At 68.2% G+C, this 18,359-nt stretch carries 16 protein-coding genes and 1 pseudogene; 16 read left to right on the forward strand and 1 reads right to left on the reverse strand.

Translation table 11 applies throughout. The features are described 5' to 3' along the window. The first annotated feature begins 166 nt into the window (after positions 1 to 166). The 11 genes and pseudogenes from D0Z08_RS05165 to D0Z08_RS33575 form a co-directional block, all read left to right on the forward strand. Positions 167 to 1,084, forward strand: a complete 918-nt coding sequence (locus D0Z08_RS05165; protein ID WP_245993660.1) for an ABC transporter permease — start codon at positions 167 to 169, stop codon at positions 1,082 to 1,084. Next, positions 1,081 to 1,938: an ATP-binding cassette domain-containing protein gene (locus tag D0Z08_RS05170; protein WP_118923311.1), complete on the forward strand. Its 858-nt coding sequence runs from the start codon at positions 1,081 to 1,083 to the stop codon at positions 1,936 to 1,938. Before D0Z08_RS05165 ends, D0Z08_RS05170 begins: the two co-directional genes overlap by 4 nt. Further along, a complete protein-coding gene (gene iolG, locus D0Z08_RS05175) occupies positions 1,935 to 2,996 on the forward strand; it encodes an inositol 2-dehydrogenase (RefSeq protein ID WP_220454050.1) in 1,062 nt (353 codons plus the stop codon). Before D0Z08_RS05170 ends, iolG begins: the two co-directional genes overlap by 4 nt. After that, complete coding sequence (locus D0Z08_RS05180) at positions 2,993 to 3,979, forward strand: SDR family oxidoreductase (protein ID WP_118923315.1); 987 nt, start codon at positions 2,993 to 2,995, stop codon at positions 3,977 to 3,979. The genes iolG and D0Z08_RS05180 overlap by 4 nt, the downstream gene beginning before the upstream one ends. A gap of 26 nt (positions 3,980 to 4,005) precedes the next feature. Next, positions 4,006 to 5,199 (forward strand): Gfo/Idh/MocA family protein, encoded by a 1,194-nt coding sequence (locus tag D0Z08_RS05185; RefSeq protein ID WP_220454051.1) that lies wholly within the window; start codon positions 4,006 to 4,008, stop codon positions 5,197 to 5,199. 94 nt (positions 5,200 to 5,293) lie between these two features. Further along, on the forward strand, positions 5,294 to 6,790 hold the full coding sequence (locus D0Z08_RS05190) for a CoA-acylating methylmalonate-semialdehyde dehydrogenase (RefSeq protein ID WP_118923317.1): 1,497 nt from the start codon (positions 5,294 to 5,296) through the stop codon (positions 6,788 to 6,790). A 7-nt stretch (positions 6,791 to 6,797) separates the two neighbouring features. Next, entirely contained in the window at positions 6,798 to 7,790 is a 993-nt protein-coding gene (iolC, locus tag D0Z08_RS05195) for a 5-dehydro-2-deoxygluconokinase (protein WP_118923319.1), read from the forward strand. Then, entirely contained in the window at positions 7,787 to 8,734 is a 948-nt protein-coding gene (locus D0Z08_RS05200; RefSeq protein ID WP_118923321.1) for a Cgl0159 family (beta/alpha)8-fold protein, read from the forward strand. Before iolC ends, D0Z08_RS05200 begins: the two co-directional genes overlap by 4 nt. After that, a complete protein-coding gene (gene iolB, locus D0Z08_RS05205; protein ID WP_118923323.1) occupies positions 8,731 to 9,690 on the forward strand; it encodes a 5-deoxy-glucuronate isomerase in 960 nt (319 codons plus the stop codon). The genes D0Z08_RS05200 and iolB overlap by 4 nt, the downstream gene beginning before the upstream one ends. Further along, positions 9,690 to 11,612, forward strand: a complete 1,923-nt coding sequence (gene iolD, locus D0Z08_RS05210; protein WP_118923325.1) for a 3D-(3,5/4)-trihydroxycyclohexane-1,2-dione acylhydrolase (decyclizing) — start codon at positions 9,690 to 9,692, stop codon at positions 11,610 to 11,612. Before iolB ends, iolD begins: the two co-directional genes overlap by 1 nt. A 331-nt stretch (positions 11,613 to 11,943) precedes the next feature. Continuing rightward, a pseudogene (locus D0Z08_RS33575) lies at positions 11,944 to 11,988 on the forward strand (hypothetical protein); the annotation flags it as partial. Between the two features lie 87 nt (positions 11,989 to 12,075). On the opposite strand, the gene D0Z08_RS32880 reads toward D0Z08_RS33575, so the two are convergent. After that, positions 12,076 to 12,213, reverse strand: a complete 138-nt coding sequence (locus tag D0Z08_RS32880; protein ID WP_245993679.1) for a hypothetical protein — start codon at positions 12,211 to 12,213, stop codon at positions 12,076 to 12,078. A 1,115-nt stretch (positions 12,214 to 13,328) separates the two neighbouring features. On the opposite strand from D0Z08_RS32880, the gene D0Z08_RS05225 reads away from it, so the two are divergent. From D0Z08_RS05225 to D0Z08_RS05250, 5 genes are all read left to right on the forward strand, one after another. Next, a complete protein-coding gene (locus D0Z08_RS05225) occupies positions 13,329 to 14,006 on the forward strand; it encodes a TetR/AcrR family transcriptional regulator (RefSeq protein WP_182481161.1) in 678 nt (225 codons plus the stop codon). A 701-nt stretch (positions 14,007 to 14,707) separates the two neighbouring features. Then, complete coding sequence (locus D0Z08_RS05235; RefSeq protein WP_118923333.1) at positions 14,708 to 15,832, forward strand: ABC transporter substrate-binding protein; 1,125 nt, start codon at positions 14,708 to 14,710, stop codon at positions 15,830 to 15,832. A gap of 88 nt (positions 15,833 to 15,920) precedes the next feature. Continuing rightward, positions 15,921 to 16,883 (forward strand): branched-chain amino acid ABC transporter permease, encoded by a 963-nt coding sequence (locus D0Z08_RS05240; protein ID WP_182481162.1) that lies wholly within the window; start codon positions 15,921 to 15,923, stop codon positions 16,881 to 16,883. Beyond that, the gene (locus D0Z08_RS05245; protein ID WP_118923337.1) at positions 16,880 to 17,650 is read left to right on the forward strand and encodes an ABC transporter ATP-binding protein; all 771 of its coding nucleotides are present in this window, start codon (positions 16,880 to 16,882) and stop codon (positions 17,648 to 17,650) included. Before D0Z08_RS05240 ends, D0Z08_RS05245 begins: the two co-directional genes overlap by 4 nt. Beyond that, positions 17,643 to 18,359: an ABC transporter ATP-binding protein gene (locus tag D0Z08_RS05250; RefSeq protein WP_118923339.1), complete on the forward strand. Its 717-nt coding sequence runs from the start codon at positions 17,643 to 17,645 to the stop codon at positions 18,357 to 18,359. The genes D0Z08_RS05245 and D0Z08_RS05250 overlap by 8 nt, the downstream gene beginning before the upstream one ends.

Consider the following 18,359-nt stretch of genomic DNA (forward strand, 5'->3'; position numbering starts at 1 on the left):
ACCCTCAAGGAGGCAGCAAATGTCGACAACGACCACCCCAACGGCCACGTCGCCCCCCGCCCGCGACGAGCGGGTCGCCCAGACCGCCAGCCTGGCCCGCCTGCTCCGCCGCCCCGAGCTCGGCGCTCTCATCGGTGCCGTCGGCGTTTTCGTCCTGTTCGCCGTCGTGGACCAGACCGGTCAGTTTGCATCGCTGCACGGGCTGGCCCGCTGGTCCGACTCCGCCGCCACGATCGGCATCGTCGCAGTGGCCGTCGCCCTGCTGATGATCGGGGGGGAGTTCGATCTATCGGCTGGGGTGATGGTGGGCTCCAGCGGCCTCGTTCTCGGCCTGCTGGTCACCGAGCTGTACGTGATGATGTGGCCCGCCATCCTCTTGACGCTGGTCTTCGCCGCCGCGATTGGTGCGATGAACGGCTGGCTGGTCGTCAAGACGAGACTGCCCAGCTTCATCGTGACCCTGGCGACCTTCTTCTCGCTGCAGGGGCTCAACCTCGGCCTCACCAAGATGATCACCGACACCGTCCGCGTGTCGGGAATCGACGACATCCCCGGCTTCGACAGCGCGCGCGCCGTCTTCGCCACCGACTTCTGGGAGCCTTACAAGTTCCGGATCGCGGTCGTGTGGTGGATCGGATTGACCATCCTGGCGACGGTGGTCCTGGCCCGGGCCCGATTCGGCAACTGGATCACCGCAGTGGGCGGGGACGCCAATGCCGCCCGCAACACCGGCGTGCCCGTGGCCCGGACGAAGATCCTCCTGTTCATGTTCACCTCCATGTCGGCCGCCCTCGTTGGGATTATGACGGCACTGCGCCTCCGGTCGGTCCAGGCAGGACAAGGCGTCGGCGAGGAATTCACCTACATCATCGCTGCAGTCGTGGGCGGTTGCTTGCTCACCGGCGGATTCGGCTCCGCGATCGGCGCCAGTGTCGGTGCCTCGGTGATCGGCATGGCGTTTATCGGTATCGCCTTTGCCGGCTGGAACACCGACTGGAGCTTCCTGTTCCTCGGGGTGATCTTGTTCATGGCCGTGATGGTCAACACGATCATTTCTCGTCGCGCGAGCGGAGGCCGCGGATGACCACCATCGCAGTCACCACCAAGTCCGAGCCCATCCTGGAGCTCGAGGGGGTCGGCAAGCAGTTCGGCAGTGTGATCGCTTTGCGAGACATCTCGCTGCACGTCCGTCCAGGGACGGTCACGTGCGTGCTCGGTGACAACGGCGCTGGCAAGTCCACCCTGATCAAGACCCTCAGCGGCGTGCACCAGCCGTCGGGCGGCACCTACCGGATCGAGGGCGAGGAGGTCAACCTCTCCTCACCGCGCGACGCTCTCGGCAAGGGCATCGCCACCGTCTATCAGGACCTCGCGACCGTCCCGCTGATGTCGGTGTGGCGCAACTTCTTCCTCGGGTCGGAACCAACCCGAGGTGGCCCGTTGCGTCTCATCGACGTCAGGCGTGCCAAGGAGATTGCGCGCAAGGAGCTCCTCGCGATGGGGATCGACATCCGTGACGTGGAGCAGCCGGTCGGCACCCTCTCCGGAGGTGAGCGGCAGGCCGTGGCCATTGCCCGTGCCGTCTACTTCGGCGCGAAGGTGCTGATCCTCGACGAGCCGACCAGTGCCCTGGGTGTCAAGCAGTCCGGTGTCGTCCTGAAGTACGTCGTTCAGGCGAAGGAGCGCGGCGTCGCGGTCATCTTCATCACGCACAACCCGCACCACGCCTACCTGGTCGGTGACCACTTCTTCCTGCTCAACCGCGGTCGGATGATCGAGGACTGGGAGCGCGACGAGGTCAGCCTCGACGCCCTGGTCAAGGCGATGGCCGGCGGTGCCGAGCTCGAGAGTCTCGCGCACGAGCTCAAGTCGCTCGGAGGTGAGGTCGCGGAGGCGGCCCAGGAGGAGATCGCTGAGATGAGGGAGACCCAGCTGTGACCACGGAAATGCGTGATGCGGGCTTCGTGCTCGCCGAGGCGGACACCCGGCCGCCTGTCAGGGTTGCTGTGCTGGGCACCGGCCGGATCGGTCGCATGCACGCCGAGCTCCTGGCGCGTGAGGTGCACGGTGCGACGGTGCCCGCGGTGGCCGACGTCGTCCCCGGGGTGGCGGCCCGTCTGGGCGCCGACCTCGGGGTCGACGCTGGCAGCATCGACGAAGTGCTGGCGTCGTCGGATGTCGACGCCGTGGCCATCTGCTCCAGCACCGACACCCACGTGGACCTCGTCGTGCGCGCGGCGGAGGCGGGCAAGGCGATCTTCTGCGAGAAGCCGGTCAGCCTCGACCTGGCGGAGGTGGACCGTGCGCTCAGCGCGGTCGAGGCCGCCGGCGTACCGTTCATGGTCGGTTTCAACCGCCGGTTCGACCCGGGCCACGCCTCGGTGCGCGAGGCGGTCCGGTCAGGCGCGCTGGGCGATCTGCACATGCTGCGCATCACCAGCCGTGACCCAGCGCCGCCGCCGCCGGAGTACGTCGCGGTCGGCGGGGGCATCTTCCTCGACATGACCATCCACGACTTCGACATGGCGCGTTTCGTGGTCGGCTCGGAGGTGGTGGAGGTCTTCGCCCGAGGTGCGGTGCGCATCGACCCGCGCATCGGCGACGCCGGCGACGTGGACACGGCGGTCGTCGTACTCACCCATGCCGATGGCACCCTCACTACGATCGACAACAGCCGTCAGGCGGTCTATGGGTTCGATCAGCGCCTCGAGGCCTTCGGTGCCGCAGGCATGGCAGTGTCCGACAATCCGCCGCGTCACGCCGGTTGGATCCGCACTGCCGGGGCCACCACGGGCCAACCGCTGCCCTGGTTCTTCCTCGACCGCTATCTGCCGTCCTACCGCAACGAGTGGGCCGCGTTCGTCTCCTTCGTTCGCGACGGGGGTCCGTCGCCTGTCGACGCTGCCTCCGGCCGTGCGCCGGTCGTCATCGGGCTCGCGGCGACCAGGTCGCTGCGGGAAGGGCGTCCGGTCGCGATCGAGGAGGTGGACCAGTGACACACCGCGTGCTGCTGACCGGAGCGACCGGGTTCGTCGGTGGGAATGTGGCTGCGGTACTCGCGGATCGCGGCGTCGAGCTGCTGTGTGCCGTACGCCGTGACCCTGGGCCGACATTGCCGTGGCCCTGGCGCCTGACCGATCTACGGAACCCGTCTGACATCACCGAGGCGCTGGCCGAGCACCGGGCGACCTCGGTGCTGCACATGGCGATCGACAACGACCTGCAGGGCCTGTACCGGGACCGACGCGCCGGCTTCGACGCCTACGTCGGCATGACCCGCCGGATCGTCGACGCAGCCAACGCCCACGGTGCCCAGGTCGGCTACCTGTCGACCGACTGGGTCTTCGACGGCACCGGACATCTCGTCGACGAGGACGAACCGGTCAACCCGCTGAACCTGTACGGGCTGTTCAAGGCGCAGTCGGAGCAGGTCGTGCTCGACCGGGCCGACGGCGGTTTCGTGGCGCGTGTGGGTGGCGTCCAGGGCAGACACCTGACCCAGCCTGCGGCACCTCGACAGCAGGACTGCGGCTTCGGTTACTTCGTGCTGTCACTCGTGGACGCCCTCTCGGCGGGCAGAGAGTTCACCGTGTGGCAGGACGGTGCGATCAACGGCGTGGCCAGCCCGGTCACGGCGGCCGAGATCGGGGCCAGGCTGCTGCTCGCGCTCGACCGACGAGCCGACGGCATCCTCCATGTCGTCGGAGCAACGGCCGTGGAGCGCCAGGAGCTCGCCCGGGAGACCTGCCGGGTCTTCGACCTCGACCCGGGTCTGCTGCGCACCGGACCGGTGCCGGCCGGGGAGATGTTGCCTGCGCCGATGCCGTACGACACCAGCCTTGCCACGCCACGCACCGACGAGGTGCTCGGGGTGCGGCCCTTCGGTCTCGCGGACCAGCTGGCCAGCCTTCGGCGCGAGCTCGAGACCGGCCTTCCCGCCCCCCTCACGCTGCCATCGTCCGTCGGAGGCGCATCGTGACCAACACAGACCCGAGGAGCACGACAATGCAGGAGCAGCCCCGCATGTTCGGGGTGGGGGTGATCGGCGCGGGGTGGCTGGGCGACGTCCACGCCCGTGCGTGGGCGCGTCTTCGCCACCACTACACCGATCTCGGCGTGGCGCCGCGATTCGTAGCCGTCGCCGACAGCGTTGCGGCCGCCAGGTCGGCAGCCCAGGCCAAGCACGGGTTCGACACGGCGTACGCCGACTGGCGCGACCTGATCGCCGACCCGGAGGTCGAGGTCGTGAGCGTCACGGCGCCGAACGCCTTCCATCGGGAGATCGGCGTCGCCGTGGCTCGGGCCGGCAAACATTTGTGGATCGAGAAGCCCGTCGGCCTGACCCCGGACGATGCTCGGGCCGTGGCCGGCGCGGTGACGGAGGCTGGCGTGCACGCCACCGTGGGATTCAACTACCGCGCCGTGCCGGCGGTCGCGCATCTGCGAGAACTGGTCGCCTTAGGCGAGATCGGTACGCCCACCCACGCCCGCGTCAATCTGTTCACCGACTACGCCGCGCATCCGCTCGGGGCGCTCACCTGGCGCTACACGCTGGAGTCAGGCGGGCACGGTGTGCTCGGCGACCTCGCTTCGCACGCCGTCGACCTGGTCCGCTTCGTGCTCGGTGACCTGGACCGTCTCGTCGCCGAGACCGCAGTGTTCCTGCCCCAGCGGCCGATTCTCGACCCGGATGCCGCTACCTACGGTCACGGGCTGGGCGCCCCGGACGCACCGACCGGCGCCGTCGAGAACGAGGACTTTGTCGCGGCCCTGGCACGGACTGTGGACGGCACGCTGGTCACCCTTGAGTGCAGTCGTGTCGCGGTAGGAGAGCAGAACAACTACGGCATCGAGGTGCACGGCACGCGTGGCCTGGTCGCCTGGGACTTCCGAATCCCCGGGGAGCTCAAGCTCTCCACCGGGAGTGACTACGCCAACCAGCCGGCCCAACGGCTGCTTGTCGGCCCTGGCGCCGGTGACTACGCACGGTTCCAGCCCGGCGCAGGCCTCGCCATGAGCTACGACGACACCAAGGTCATCGAGCTGGCCGGGCTGGTCCGGTCCATCCAGACCGGCCAGGCCGAAGGGCCCCAACTCCCCGATGCGGTTGCCTCCGCCGAGGCACTCGACGCGATGGTCCGGTCCTCCGAGGGGCAGGGCTGGGTGTCAACCCGAGGGGCCGCACCGACCTCCGGCTGAAACGCAAGAACAAGACCCTCAATTCCTTCGGCGCCGAGGACCTCGTCGCAAGCACGACTGTCTATGCGGCCACAAGACGTCAGGAGCTTTCACCATGAGAACAATCCAGCACTGGATCGCTGGCAGGGCCACCGCCGGGACCGCCGACCGCACTGCCCCGGTCTTCAACCCGGCGACCGGGCAGCAGCAGGCCGAGGTGGTTCTCGGCTCCGTGAAGGATGTCGAGGCTGCCATCGCGGCGGCCCGGGACGCCTTCCCGGCGTGGGCAGAGACTTCGATCAGCCGTCGTACCAAGGTCCTGTTCGAGTTCCGCGAGCTGCTCAACCGGCATGCCAGGGAGATCGCCGAGCTGATCACCGACGAGCACGGCAAGGTGCTGTCCGACGCCCTGGGTGAGGTGCAGCGTGGCCTCGAGGTCGTCGAGTTCGCCTGTGGGATCCCGAGCCTGCTGAAGGGTGACTACTCCGACCAGGTCTCCACCGGCGTGGACACGTTCTCGTTCCGCGAGCCACTCGGTGTCGTCGCCGGCATCACCCCGTTCAACTTCCCGGCCATGGTGCCGATGTGGATGTTCCCGGTCGCGATCGCGTGCGGCAACACGTTCGTGCTGAAGCCCAGCGAGCGTGACCCCTCGGCCGCGAACTTCATCGCCGAGCTGTGGCAGCGCGCTGGCCTGCCGGACGGGGTGTTCAACGTGGTGCACGGCGACAAGGTCGCGGTCGACTCCATCCTGGACTCGCCGGACGTGGCTGCGGTGTCGTTCGTCGGCTCGACCCCGATCGCCCGCTACATCCATGAGCGGGGCACCGCCACCGGCAAGCGGGTGCAGGCGCTGGGGGGCGCCAAGAACCACGCGATCGTGATGCCGGACGCCGACATCGACTTCGCGGCCGACCATCTCGCGGCGGCGGCGTTCGGCTCGGCGGGGGAGCGGTGCATGGCGATCTCCGCGGCGGTGGCCGTCGGCTCGGCCGCGGACCGCATCGTCGCCGCGGTCAACGACCGGGCCCGCGCGGTGAAGGTCGGCAGCGGCCGGGACGCCGCGAGCGAGATGGGCCCGGTGGTCACCCGCCAGGCGCAGGAGCGCATCGTCGGCCTGATCGACTCCGGTGAGGCCCAGGGGGCGAAGGTCAAAGTAGACGGTCGTGGCTACACGGTCCCGGGTCACGAGGACGGGTTCTTCGTCGGCCCGACGGTCATCGACCAGGTCAGCACCGACATGGACGTCTACCGCGAGGAGATCTTCGGGCCGGTGCTCTCGGTCGTGCGCTCCGACGACGTCGACGAGGCGATCGCGCTGATCAACGCCAACCCGTATGGCAACGGCACGGCGATCTTCACCAACAGCGGTGAGGCGGCCCGCCGGTTCCAGCGCGGAGTCGACGTCGGGATGATCGGCATCAACGTGCCGGTCCCGGTGCCGATGGCCTTCTACTCCTTCGGTGGGTGGAAGGACTCGCTCTTCGGCGACAAGCACATCCACGGCCCCGAGGGAGTCTCATTCTACACCCGCGCCAAGGTCATCACCACCCGCTGGCCGCACGTCGACCACGCCTCCGAGGCCAGCTACCACTTCCCGACAGCCAGGTGAGCGTGCGATGACTGACCTCGAGCTCCTGACCGTCGGCCGCGTAGGGGTGGACCTCTACCCCCAGCAGTCCGGCGCTTTGAAGGACGTCACCTCCTTCGGTAAGTCGCTGGGTGGCACGGCCACCAATGTCGCGGTCGGCGCGGCCCGGCTCGGCCACCGGACCGCCGTCCTCACCAAGGTGGGCCCGGACGGCTTCGGCACCTACGTGCGAGAGGCGCTGACCGGGTTCGGCGTGGACGCGTCGTACGTCGGGACCGCCGAGCACCTGCTCACGCCGGTGGTGTTCTGTGAGCTGAACCCTCCCGAGGACCCGCCGCTGCTGTTCTACCGGCAGCCGGTCGCGCCGGACCTGACGCTGGAGCACTCTGACGTCCCTTGGGACGTCGTCGCCGAGGTGCCCGTGCTCTGGGTGACCGGCACGGGCGTGAGCGTCGAGCCCGCCCGCAGCACCCAGCTGGAGATGCTGGCCCGGCGCGGACGGCCGAAGCCCGGGAGCCGCAGGCACACGGTGCTCGACCTGGACTGGCGGCCGATGTTCTGGCCGTCGCCGGAGGAGGCTCGCGCGGAATACAACCAGATGCTTGACCACGTCACCGTCGTGGTCGGCAACCGGGCCGAGGTCGAAGTCGCCGTCGGCACCAGCGACCCGCACCCGGCCGCCGACCGGCTCCTCGACCGCGGGGTGGCGCTGGCCCTGGTGAAGATGGGCGGCGAGGGTGTCCTCGTCGCCACGCCCCAGAGCCGCTCGGTGGTCGCCCCCCACCTCGTTGACCTGGTCTGCGGGCTGGGGGCCGGGGACGCCTTCGGAGGTGCCCTGGTGCACGGACTGCTGTCCGGGTGGGACCCGGTACGGATTGCCGAGTACGGCAATGCCGCCGGCGCCATCGTCGTGTCCCGGCTCGCCTGTGCCGACGCCATGCCCACCATCGAGGAACTCGACGCCCTCGTCACACGCCAGCCCATCAGCCAGCCCACTCGCCAGCCAGGAGCACACGCATGACCACCACCAGTACGCATGGCACCGACCGCAGGCCCCTACTGTCCGACGCAGAATGGGAGCGTCTGCTGCGCATCCGGGCCACCGATCCCGACGCGGTCTCGCGGGCGTACGCCGAGCGCCGCCGTCCCGAGCGGCTCCTCTCGGAGCGGGGGACCCTGTTCCTCGTGGCCGCCGACCACCCCGCCCGCGGCGCGCTGGGCACCGGTGGCGACTCGATGGCGATGGCCAACCGACGCTCCCTGCTGGCCCGGCTCGTGGCGGCACTCTCGCACCCGGACGTCGATGGGGTCCTCGGCTCACCCGACATCGTGGAGGAGCTGCTCCTCCTGGGCGCGCTGGAGGGCAAGGTCGTGATCGGGTCGATGAACCGCGGCGGCCTCGACGGCGCCAGCTGGACGATGGACGACCGGTTCACCGGATACGACGCGGAGAGCATCCGGGCCAACCGCCTCGAGGGCGGCAAGATGCTGCTGCGCATCGACGACCGCGACGCCAGCACCGCTGGCACCCTCGAGGGATGCGCCCGCGCCGTCAGCGAACTCGCCGCGGCCGGCCTGATGGCCATGGTCGAACCGCTGCCCTACCACCGCAACGACGACGGCAGCCTCAAGCTGCTCAAGACCTCCCAGGCCCTGGCCCGGGCGATCACCGTGGGGTCCGCCCTCGGGACCACCAGCGCGCACACCTGGCTCAAGATGCCCTCCTGCGACGAGCCGGATGTCGTCTTCAGCGCCACCACCTTGCCCTGTGTCGTCCTCGGCGGCGTACCTGGACCCGACCCGGGGGCCGACCTCGCGTCGTGGGGCCAGACCCTGGTCCAGCCCGCCGTCCGCGGCCTGGTCGTCGGACGGGCGCTGCTCTACCCGCCCGACGGGAACGTCTACGCCGCTGTGGACGCCGCCGCCCAAGTGCTCCGTGCTGCGCACACCGAGGACGTCGCGTGAAGCTCCATCGTCCCCACCCGTCCCTTAACGCGCCGGGGCACGTGGTCCGGCTGCGTCCCGCGGACGCGGGCTGGAGGTGGACCAGTCTCCAAGTTGTCCGTCTGGGGCCGGGGCGCGATCAGATCGTCGAGACCGGCGACAGCGAGTGTTTCGTCCTCCCACTGGCAGGCAGCCTCACCGTCACGGTGGACGACCAGCGCGGTACCAAGCTGGGGACGTTCGAGTTGGCCGGGCGGGAGAGCGTCTTCACCGCGGTATCGGACTTCGCCTACGTCGGCCGTGACAGCTTGGTCACTCTGACGTCGGAGACCGGCGCCGAGGTAGCCCTGCCGGCCTCTCGCTGCGAACGCCGGCTGCCACCAAAGTGCGGCGCTGCCGCCGATGTGCCCGTCGAGGTGCGCGGAGCCGGCAACGCCACCCGCCAGGTGACCAACTTCGGCGTCCCCGGCGTGTGGGACCACGCCGACAAGCTGATCTGCTGCGAGCTGATCACCCCGCCGGGCAACTGGTCCAGCTACCCGCCGCACAAGCATGACGCCAGCGAACCCTGCCGGGTGATCAACGAGGAGATCTACTACTACCGGATCGCCGGCGCCGACCAGATAACCCCGTCGCGGACCGGGTTCGGCTACCACCGCACCTACACCGGCCCTGAGCACGCCGCCGCGGGCCTGGCCCCGCTTGACGAGCTGATCGAGGTGCGGGACCACGACGTCGTCGTGGTCCCGCACGGCTACCACGGACCCTGCATCGCCGCCCCGGGCTATCCGATGTACTACCTCAACGTCATGGCTGGGCCCGCCCACGACCGGGCTCTCGCCTTCTGCGACGACCCGACCCACGGATGGGTCCGCGACACCTGGGCCGGGATGGAGACCGACCCACGCTGCCCGGTCACCTCAGCCAACGGCCGGCTCGACGCGCTCCACTCCAGCCCCAGGGAAAGGCACATTTGATGATTCCCCAGTCTGGCCAGACTGACGATCAGACCGTCCGGCTAACCACGGCCCATGCGCTGGTGCGCTGGATGCTAGCCCAGCGTTCCGAGCTGCTCGATGGCACCGAGGTCCCGCTGTTCGCGGGCGTCTTCGGGATCTTCGGGCACGGCAATGTCCTCGGCCTCGGCGCCGCGCTGTACGAGGTCCGCGATGAACTGCCCACGTGGCGTGGCTCGACCGAGCAGGGCATGGCGCTCGCCGCCGTCGCCTACACCCGGGCAACCGACCGCCGCCAGGTGATGGTCGCGACCTCCTCCGTCGGCCCGGGTGCCCTCAACATGGTCACCGCCGCTGGCGTCGCACACGCCAACCGGCTGCCGGTCCTGCTGCTCCCGGGCGACACGTTCACCGGTCGTGCCCCGGACCCCGTGCTGCAGCAGGTCGAACACTTCGGTGACCCCACCACGACGGTGAACGACGCCTTCCGCCCCGTGTCGCGCTACTTCGACCGGATCACCCGCCCCGAGCAACTCATCAGCACGCTGCCGCAGGTGGCGCGTGTCCTCACCGACCCGGCCGACACCGGGCCCGTCGTACTCGCCCTCCCTCAAGACGTTCAGGCCGAGCGCTATGACTTCCCCGTGGCCATGTTCGCGCCCCGGGTCCACCGCGTGCCACGCGCCCGCCCCGACGTGTCGTCTCTCTCGTCGGCAGCCGACCTGCTCCGCGAGGCGGAGCGTCCGCTGCTCGTCCTGGGCGGGGGCGTTCGCTACTCCGGGGCCGGCGCCGAGGGGCTCGCCTTCGCCGAAACCCACAACATCCCCGCCGTCGAGACCGTCGCCGGCCGCACACTGGTGCCCCACGACCACCGGCTATACGGCGGCCCGTTGGGCATCATCGGCTCCACCTCGGCCAACAACCTCGCTGCCGCCGCCGACGTCGTACTAGCCGTTGGCACCCGACTGCAGGATTTCACCACCGCCTCGTGGACGGCCTTCGCCGCCGATGTCCGAATCATCACCGTCAACGCAGCTCGCTTTGACGCGGTCAAGCACGGTTCACACGCAGTCGTCGGGGACGCCCGCGAGACGCTGGTCGAGCTGAGCGCCAGCCTCGGCGGCTGGAAGTCCGGGCCGGACTGGGCGGCGCGGGCCGCGGAGGGGAAGGCCGCCTGGGACGTCCACATCGATAGCCTGCGGGCCGGCGGCCACACCCCCGACGGTTCGCTGACCTACGCCCAGGTCACCGGCGTCGTGAACGACCTGAGCACCCCCGATGACTATGTGCTGACCGCCTCCGGCGGCATGCCGGGCGAGCTGCATGGCGGCTGGCGGACCGGCGAGGTCAAGCACGGATCCGGCCCCACCTCGGGCGGCACCATGGACCTCGAATACGGCTTCTCCTGCATGGGCTATGAGGTCGTCGCCCCGTGGGGTGCCGCGATGGCCCGCCAGCAGACCCACCCCGACGGACTCGTCACGTCAATCTGCGGTGACGGCTCCTACCTGATGCTCAACTCCGAGCTCTACAGCGCCGCCTTCGCCGGCCACCCCTACGTCGCGGTCGTCTGCGACAACGCTGGCTTCGCCGTGATCCACCGGCTCCAGACCAACCAGGGGGCCAAGGGCTTCAACAACCTGCTGGCCGACTCCCGAGGCGACATTTCGGTGCGAGTGGACTTCGTAGCCCACGCCGCCTCACTCGGCGTCCACGTGGAGGACGTGCGCGAAAGCAATTCAGTCGACGGCCTCAGGGCTGCCTACGAGCGTGCCCGTGAGGCGGCTCGCACCGAGCGGCGTCCAGCCGTTGTCGTCTGCAACGTTCACCACGCGACCTGGACCGAAGCCGGTGCGTGGTGGGAGACCGGCGTGCCCGAGTCGCTCTCCGGGCGGGCGTCCTACGACGAAGCCAAGCAACGGCAGCTGCGCTGGCTGGGTTGAGCGCACGCGGGTCGGACGTGAAGATCCACTGGCGTTCCCTCTGGCAGGTGTTGAGCCCCTTCCTTCGTGAGCCTCACTGACCAGGCCATCTGACTGCGGATCGCGCACTGGGCGACATAGCACTCACCGCGCCGTCAGCGAGAGCGCCTCGCGATGCGTCAGGGTCGCGACCGGCGGCGTCATACCGGTGCCCACAACTGGAACTGGTACATCCCCTAATCACACTCCACGCCAGCCCGGACGCACCAAAGTGAAGCCCAAACTTTGGCCCGACGTTATGCGAGAAGAAACATGATCATTGGAGTCATCAACGAGGCGCGCCCCGAGGAGGGTGTCGGCGACCCCGGCGACCGTCCACCAACTCATCAAGCTCGGCTACGAGATCTTGGTCGAGTCCGGCGCGGGGACGGGGGTGCCGACCTCGGCGGCGGCCACAGTCCGGCGCTGGCCGCGCAGCAGGAAGTTACTGCCCGTCCTCGTTGCGGTAGACCGTCACGGCCTCCAGCACGCCGCGCTCCTTGATCGGCGTGCGGAACTCCTCGGCCTCGGTGGCACGCCGTCTGGGTCGAGAGCTTCCTCCGCCGCCGCAGAAGCTCAGCAACCGACCGCCGCGGCGTCGACGGCGCGCCAGCGCTGAGCCAGCCGCGCTCGAGCACGGCACCGTCCGGTCGATCTGTTCGAAATCGCCCCGTTGCGCCGGAGGCCGCGGCTACTCTCAGGCGCACGCCCCGATCCGGTACCCGGAGCCGGATCGGGGCGTTCTGGTGCTCGGGGCCGCCCAGGCCCCATCAGTGCCGGCACTGATCGCCGCAGGTGCTCCGGCGACCAGGGTGACTTGTGGGACGACGCGCGTCCGGCCGGATCTGAAAGGGGAGGGCCCCGCCATTTTGCGGTCGCCGGATTTGCGGCTAGGTGATCGCTGCCAGGGTCGATCCGAGCTGGGTGACTGCGGGATCCGTATCCGCGGTGTTCCGCAGTCACCGAGGAGGAATACATGTCATCCACCGTCACCTTCGCGGGGAACCTCGCCGAGGACCCCGAGTTGCTTTACACCCACGACCAAGAGCCGTTCGTCAGTTGCCGGGTCCTGGTCAACCGCCGGATCCAGAACGAGGCGGGGGAGTGGGTCAATGACCTGCCCGATGGATCTCGTCGTACAGTCCCCAGACGAGCTGTCATCAAACAATCGGCTTGGCGCATGGCGCCTCCATCGTACAGACCGACTAGCCGGTCGGTACGATTCTACGCCGGTCACCAAAGGGGTCAGGGATCGAAAACAACGCTCTGCTCCACTAAAGCAGCCGTGGGCCGCCTCACGTCCGCGGACGCCCGGAGATGGCACGTTGGGTGCTTCGCGGGCGGGAGCTTGCGACCGCCGCGCCTTCGGGAAGCGTCATCGGGTCCACTCAACGGTCCCGATCCAAGCGGGCAGGGTCGTTGACATGTTTGACCCCCGCTCGGGCGAACTTCGCTTTCCCGGCGCCGAACCAATGCTCCATCGGTGCATCGGCGACGTCTCACTGAGATCGATGACGGCTCGGCGAGGTTGAAGAGTTCGTGAGCGCAGCGGTGCTTCCCGGCGGCCCAGCACGCTCAGTTCCCCGATGCGGTTGCTCCCAGTAGCCGGTCCTCTGCGGCGCCAACGTGGCGGCGTAGGTGCTTGCCAGCTCGCGACTGACGACAGCGATGCGCTCTCTGTGGATCTCCTCGGGTACAGTGACCGACTACTCGGTCGGGTGGCCGAGCGTACCCTCGACGGGAAAGGGTGAAGCGATGTCGACGATAACGGCCCCTGCTGGAGGTCGGAAGGCGCAGATCACGAGTGTGGCGGCGAGACTGTTCAACGAGCAGGGCTTCCACGAGACCTCGATGGAGGACGTCGCCAAGGCGGTCGGCATCAAGAAGCCCACGCTGTACCACCACGTCAAGAGCAAGGCGCAGATCGTCGCCTGGATTCACGACGAATGTGTCGAAGCTGTCGGCCCGCCACTGGAGAGCTATCTCAAGTCTGACTTCACAGCCTCAGAGATCCTGCGACGTGTCGCGATGGACATCTTCCGACTGCTGGAAGACCGCCCGGGATATCTGCGGGTGTACTTCGAGCACCACCGCGATCTCGACCCGCGGTCCCGGTCGCGGATCCGCAAGAAGCGCGACGAGTACTGGGCGAACGTGCGGCGGGTGATCGAGCGCGGCAACGAGTCCGGCGAGTTCAACGTTAGCAACCCCACCCTGGCCTCTATGGCCTTTTTCGGGATGTGCAACTGGGGATATCAGTGGTATCGACCGGGAGGCTCGCGGTCGGCCAGCGAGATCGGGGACTACGTGTGCTCGATCTTCCTCGCTGGAGCGCTCGCCCCGGGGACCGATCGGACGCCCGATCCCCGCCGATAGTCCGAACGGGCGGCCGGCCACCCATTTCGACGAGGACTGATTCCCATGGTCGACGGCGACGGCTACGTCTTTTGCTCCTCCTGCTCGTGCTCCTGCGAGGCGGAACCGATCCCTGTTATCGATGTTGCCTCCGGCCTTGCGGTCATATCCACCGTGCTCCGAGAGCTTGCCGGCTGGTGGACGCGGACGGTCCTGCGATCGCCGGAGGCCGCGACCCGGAAGCGGAAGCGGAGCAGCGATGCGTCCCGCTGAATGCAACACTTCTCGTTGACCCTTTTCGGGATCGGCTCCAACGGCCAGTGCGTGCTCGTCGTCGGCTGCCCACAACCGCGACCGGGTGTGTCCAGGGCGCGGGAGCGTGGCTTCGCGAACCTGTCTTCAACCACGCTGATCGTGTAGGCGGGAACGCGCGGGAGGGCCATCACGACACGCATGAGTAGCGCCGGTGTGGCGCCCGGTTGCGCTCTCTTCGTTCGAGCGGCGGGTCGGCCCCGCGGGGCGAGCCGTGCGGCCAGCCGGCATGGATCGCTGTCAGGGCGCCGGGTATTCCGGGTGAGGTCGGGATCCCCTCGCGGACGAGTTACCGACCAGTCGGTCTAGACGCTTGCGCGTCGTTTGTTCGCTTGACGTACATCGGATCGTGCGCTTCAGTAGACCTAGTCGACCGACTGGCCGGTCGGGCACGCGAGAAGGGTCAATGCATGAAGAAGCTGACTGGGATTCAGGAGACTGCTGCGGCAGCGTCGCTGGCGCTCGCGGTGGCGGGATGCTCCGCGGTAGGCGGTTCAGACGGCGATACGTTCAAGTTCGCGGTCGTGACCGAGAAGACTGGTGCCTACGCCGACTACGGGCTCCAGTTGGAGGCAGGCGTCGAGGCGGCAGCCGCGGACATCAACGCTTCGGGGGACTACGACGTCGAGTTCGAGCCGGTCGTCTACGACTGCCAGAGCGACTCGGCGATCTGCGTCCAGTCCGCGCGCGAGGCCGTCAGCGCCGACGGCATGCCAGTGGTGATCGGGCCGATCGTGAGCGTCGACGTACTCCCGGCCGCGGAGGTCACGGAGCGGGCTGACGTGCCGCACCTGGTGATGGCGGTCCTGAACCAGATCACAGACGACTACTCCAACACCTTCCGGTTCAGCACCCAGAGCGACCGGAGCAACCAGACTGTCATCGAATACATCGAGGCGAAGCTCCAGCCCGACGAGACCGTAGCAATCGTCAACGCGACGACCGACTTCGGCACAAGCGGCGCAGCACAGCAGAAGGAGCAGCTTTCCGAAATCGGGGTCGAGCCCGTGATTGAGATCGCGCACGATCCCGACCAGGCCGATTACACGCCGCTGATCACCCAGCTCAAGGAGGCCGACCCCACCTACGTCCTGTTGAGCGATTCCAACCCGGCTGACGTCGCGAAGCTCCTGCGTCAGGCCAAGGAACTTGGCCTGGAGTCGCAGTGGATCGGCGCCGATGCCTCGGGATCCATCGAGCTCGCCGGTGACGCGGCGGTGGGATACATGACGGTGTCGCCGTGGTTCCCCACCACTGCGAACAAGGAGTTGACCGACAAGCTCATCGCCCAGGGGATTGACACCCCGGGCTGGATCTCGGCCATGGCGTACGACGCGACAATGGCGTTGGCCCAGGTTATTGATGAGAACGGAACCTCGAGCGAGGACATCACGGAAGGTTTGGAGTCCTTGTCGTTCGACGGCATCGCCAGGCAGGGATGGAACTTCTCCTCCGAGGACCGACTGGGGCTCACTACGTCCCAGATCGCCGTGTGGAACGGTACCGAGTACGAGATCGTCTGGCCGGAGCGCTGAGACCACGATGACCGACACTCTCACCCGGCCCCACTCGCCTCCCGTCCCGGGTCCGGGCGCCGAGCGTCGAGCGAGTCTGCTGGCAACGATGGCTGGCGCCGTCCTACTGATCGTGGCGGCGGCCGTGCCAGCACTGACCGACTTCTCCACGACGTATCTGATGGCCTACGTCCTCATCGTCGCGCTGCTGGGGCTCTCCCTGCACCTCTTGATGGGGCTGATGGGGACCTTCTCTCTCGGACAGGCTGCCCTGTTCGGCACAGGTGCATACGCGGCGGTCGTTGTCTCCGAGGACGTCGGCCTCGACGGTGCGATCGGGTTCGTCCTGGTCGCGGCCATCGGGGCCCTCCTCGGGTTGGTGATGGGCGCAGTGACCCTGCGGGTCAGTGACCTCTACCTTGCGCTGACGACCCTGGCGATTGGATACATCCTCGAGAACGTCGTCCGCAACACGGACTGGCTCGGTGGGTCACAAGGACTAACCGGGTTCTACATCACGTTCTTCGGAAGGTCGCTCGACGATCCCCGCCTGCTGTGCTGGATCGGCCTGGGTGTGCTGACGCTGTTCATGATCATGATCTCCAGCATGCGCCGCAGCAAGATCGGCCGGGCGTTCATGGCGGTCCGCGAGAGCCCGATCGCCGCGCGCAGTATCGGTGTGGACGCCCGACGCTACAAGCTGTTGGGCTTCGCTATGGCCGGGGCGTTCTCGGCGATCGCGGGCGCCCTCTACAGCGCGTGGTCGCTGGTCGTGAACCCCTCAGTCTTCAGCATCGACCTGACGTTGTCGGTGCTCGCGATCGCCATCGTCGGCGGACTTCGATCGATGCCCGGGATCCTCGTGGTGGCCGCGCTGCTCACCTACTTCCGCAACTCCGCAGCGGACTTCGGGGTGGCTGACTACGTCCTGCTCGTCTACGGCGCGCTCATCGTCCTCAGCCTGCGCTTCCTCCCGCTCGGGCTGGGCGGGCTGACGGGCTCACGGGCTGTCGCTCGCGTGCGGCGGCTCGTCGCGCACCGCTCTCGCTCCCGGGGCGGAGGAAGGGCATGACCGCACTTCTCGAGGCCACCGGCCTGATCCGACGGTGGGGCGGCCTCACGGCGGTCGACCGGGTCGACGTCTCCGTCGCCCAAGGATCGCTGCACGGACTGATCGGACCCAACGGCGCCGGCAAGACCACCTTGGTCAACATGATCACCGGCGTCGACCGCATCGACGACGGCCGCGTCAGGTTCCAAGGCGACGACGTCACGGGACTCGCCTCGCATCGACTCGCATCGAAGGGTATGGCACGTACGTTCCAGACCTCGCAGCTGTTCGAGGACGAGAGCGTCATCGACAACGTGATGGCCGGCAGACACGGCCACATCCGATACCGCTTCCCGCACACCCTCTTCTACACACCGCGCGTCGTTCGCGAGGAGCGGGGCCACCGGACCGAGGTGTACGCCGTCCTGCGAGAGCTCGACCTCGCCGAGGACGCGCACCGGCAGGTGGCAGAGTTGTCCTACGGACGTCGCCGCCTCGTCGAGCTCGCCCGTGCGATCGCCAGCCAGCCGACCCTGCTCGTCCTCGACGAGCCCGCGGCGGGTCTTCCTGGGTCCGACGTGGACGTGCTCGGTGATGTCCTGCGGAGGCTCCGGGACAGCGGCTACACGATCCTCGTGATCGAGCACAACATCGGACTCCTCATGACCATCTGCGACCGGATGACGGTCCTCAGCGAGGGCAAGGTCATCGCCGACGGCGTCCCCGCCGTCGTTCGCGAATCGCCCGAGGTGATCGAGGCCTACCTCGGAAGGAACGACGATGCTTGAACTCACGCACGCCCGCATCGGATACGGACCGGTCACCGTCGTGGGGGACCTCAACCTGACCGTCGGTGACGGAGAATCCGTCTTCCTGATCGGCCCCAACGGGGCGGGAAAGTCCACAACTCTACGAGGCATCAGCGGTCTCAACGGACTCCAGGCGGGCACGATGACGTGGGACGGCCAGGACATCACCCACCTTCCGGCAAGTCGTCGCGCTGCCCGCGGAATCGCCGTGGTGCCCGAAGGGCGCCACGTGTTTACGCAGTTGACGGTGCAGGAGAACCTCGAGGTGGCCGCGCGCGCTGTGAACCGCGCCGCAGTGCGTGAACGGATCGACGAGGTCTTCGACCTCTTTCCCCGGCTGCGGGAGAGACAGCACTCGTTCGGGGGACTGCTCTCCGGTGGCGAGCAACAGATGCTCGCGATCGGGCGCGCACTCGCCCAGCGGCCGCGCCTGCTCATCATCGACGAACTGTCGCTCGGGCTGGCGCCGGTGATCTATCAGCACGTCGGCGAGACCGTGCGTGAGCTCGCCGCAGGCGGACTGAGCGTGCTCCTCGTCGAGCAGAACGCGCGACTAGCGATGCGAATCTGCAGCCGCGGCTACCTGCTCGCACACGGCGAAGTCGTCCTCGCAGGCACCGTCGAAGAGCTGGAGCGGACCGACGAGATGCGTGACCTGTACCTCGGTGGACTCGGAAAGGTCGGCTGA

Source organism: Nocardioides immobilis (assembly GCF_003515065.1).
Taxonomy (GTDB): domain Bacteria; phylum Actinomycetota; class Actinomycetes; order Propionibacteriales; family Nocardioidaceae; genus Nocardioides; species Nocardioides immobilis.

What these genes read in the sequence shown, in the direction of transcription:
- D0Z08_RS05200 (WP_118923321.1), top strand. Translation starts at nt 7,787, where the DNA reads ATGACCACCACCAGTACGCATGGCACCGACCGCAGGCCCCTACTGTCC.
- iolD (WP_118923325.1), top strand. Translation starts at nt 9,690, where the DNA reads ATGATTCCCCAGTCTGGCCAGACTGACGATCAGACCGTCCGGCTAACC.
- iolC (WP_118923319.1), top strand. Translation starts at nt 6,798, where the DNA reads ATGACTGACCTCGAGCTCCTGACCGTCGGCCGCGTAGGGGTGGACCTC.
- D0Z08_RS05245 (WP_118923337.1), top strand. Translation starts at nt 16,880, where the DNA reads ATGACCGCACTTCTCGAGGCCACCGGCCTGATCCGACGGTGGGGCGGC.
- D0Z08_RS05235 (WP_118923333.1), top strand. Translation starts at nt 14,708, where the DNA reads ATGAAGAAGCTGACTGGGATTCAGGAGACTGCTGCGGCAGCGTCGCTG.
- D0Z08_RS05190 (WP_118923317.1), top strand. Translation starts at nt 5,294, where the DNA reads ATGAGAACAATCCAGCACTGGATCGCTGGCAGGGCCACCGCCGGGACC.
- D0Z08_RS05240 (WP_182481162.1), top strand. Translation starts at nt 15,921, where the DNA reads ATGGCTGGCGCCGTCCTACTGATCGTGGCGGCGGCCGTGCCAGCACTG.
- D0Z08_RS05170 (WP_118923311.1), top strand. Translation starts at nt 1,081, where the DNA reads ATGACCACCATCGCAGTCACCACCAAGTCCGAGCCCATCCTGGAGCTC.
- D0Z08_RS05250 (WP_118923339.1), top strand. Translation starts at nt 17,643, where the DNA reads ATGCTTGAACTCACGCACGCCCGCATCGGATACGGACCGGTCACCGTC.
- D0Z08_RS05185 (WP_220454051.1), top strand. Translation starts at nt 4,006, where the DNA reads ATGCAGGAGCAGCCCCGCATGTTCGGGGTGGGGGTGATCGGCGCGGGG.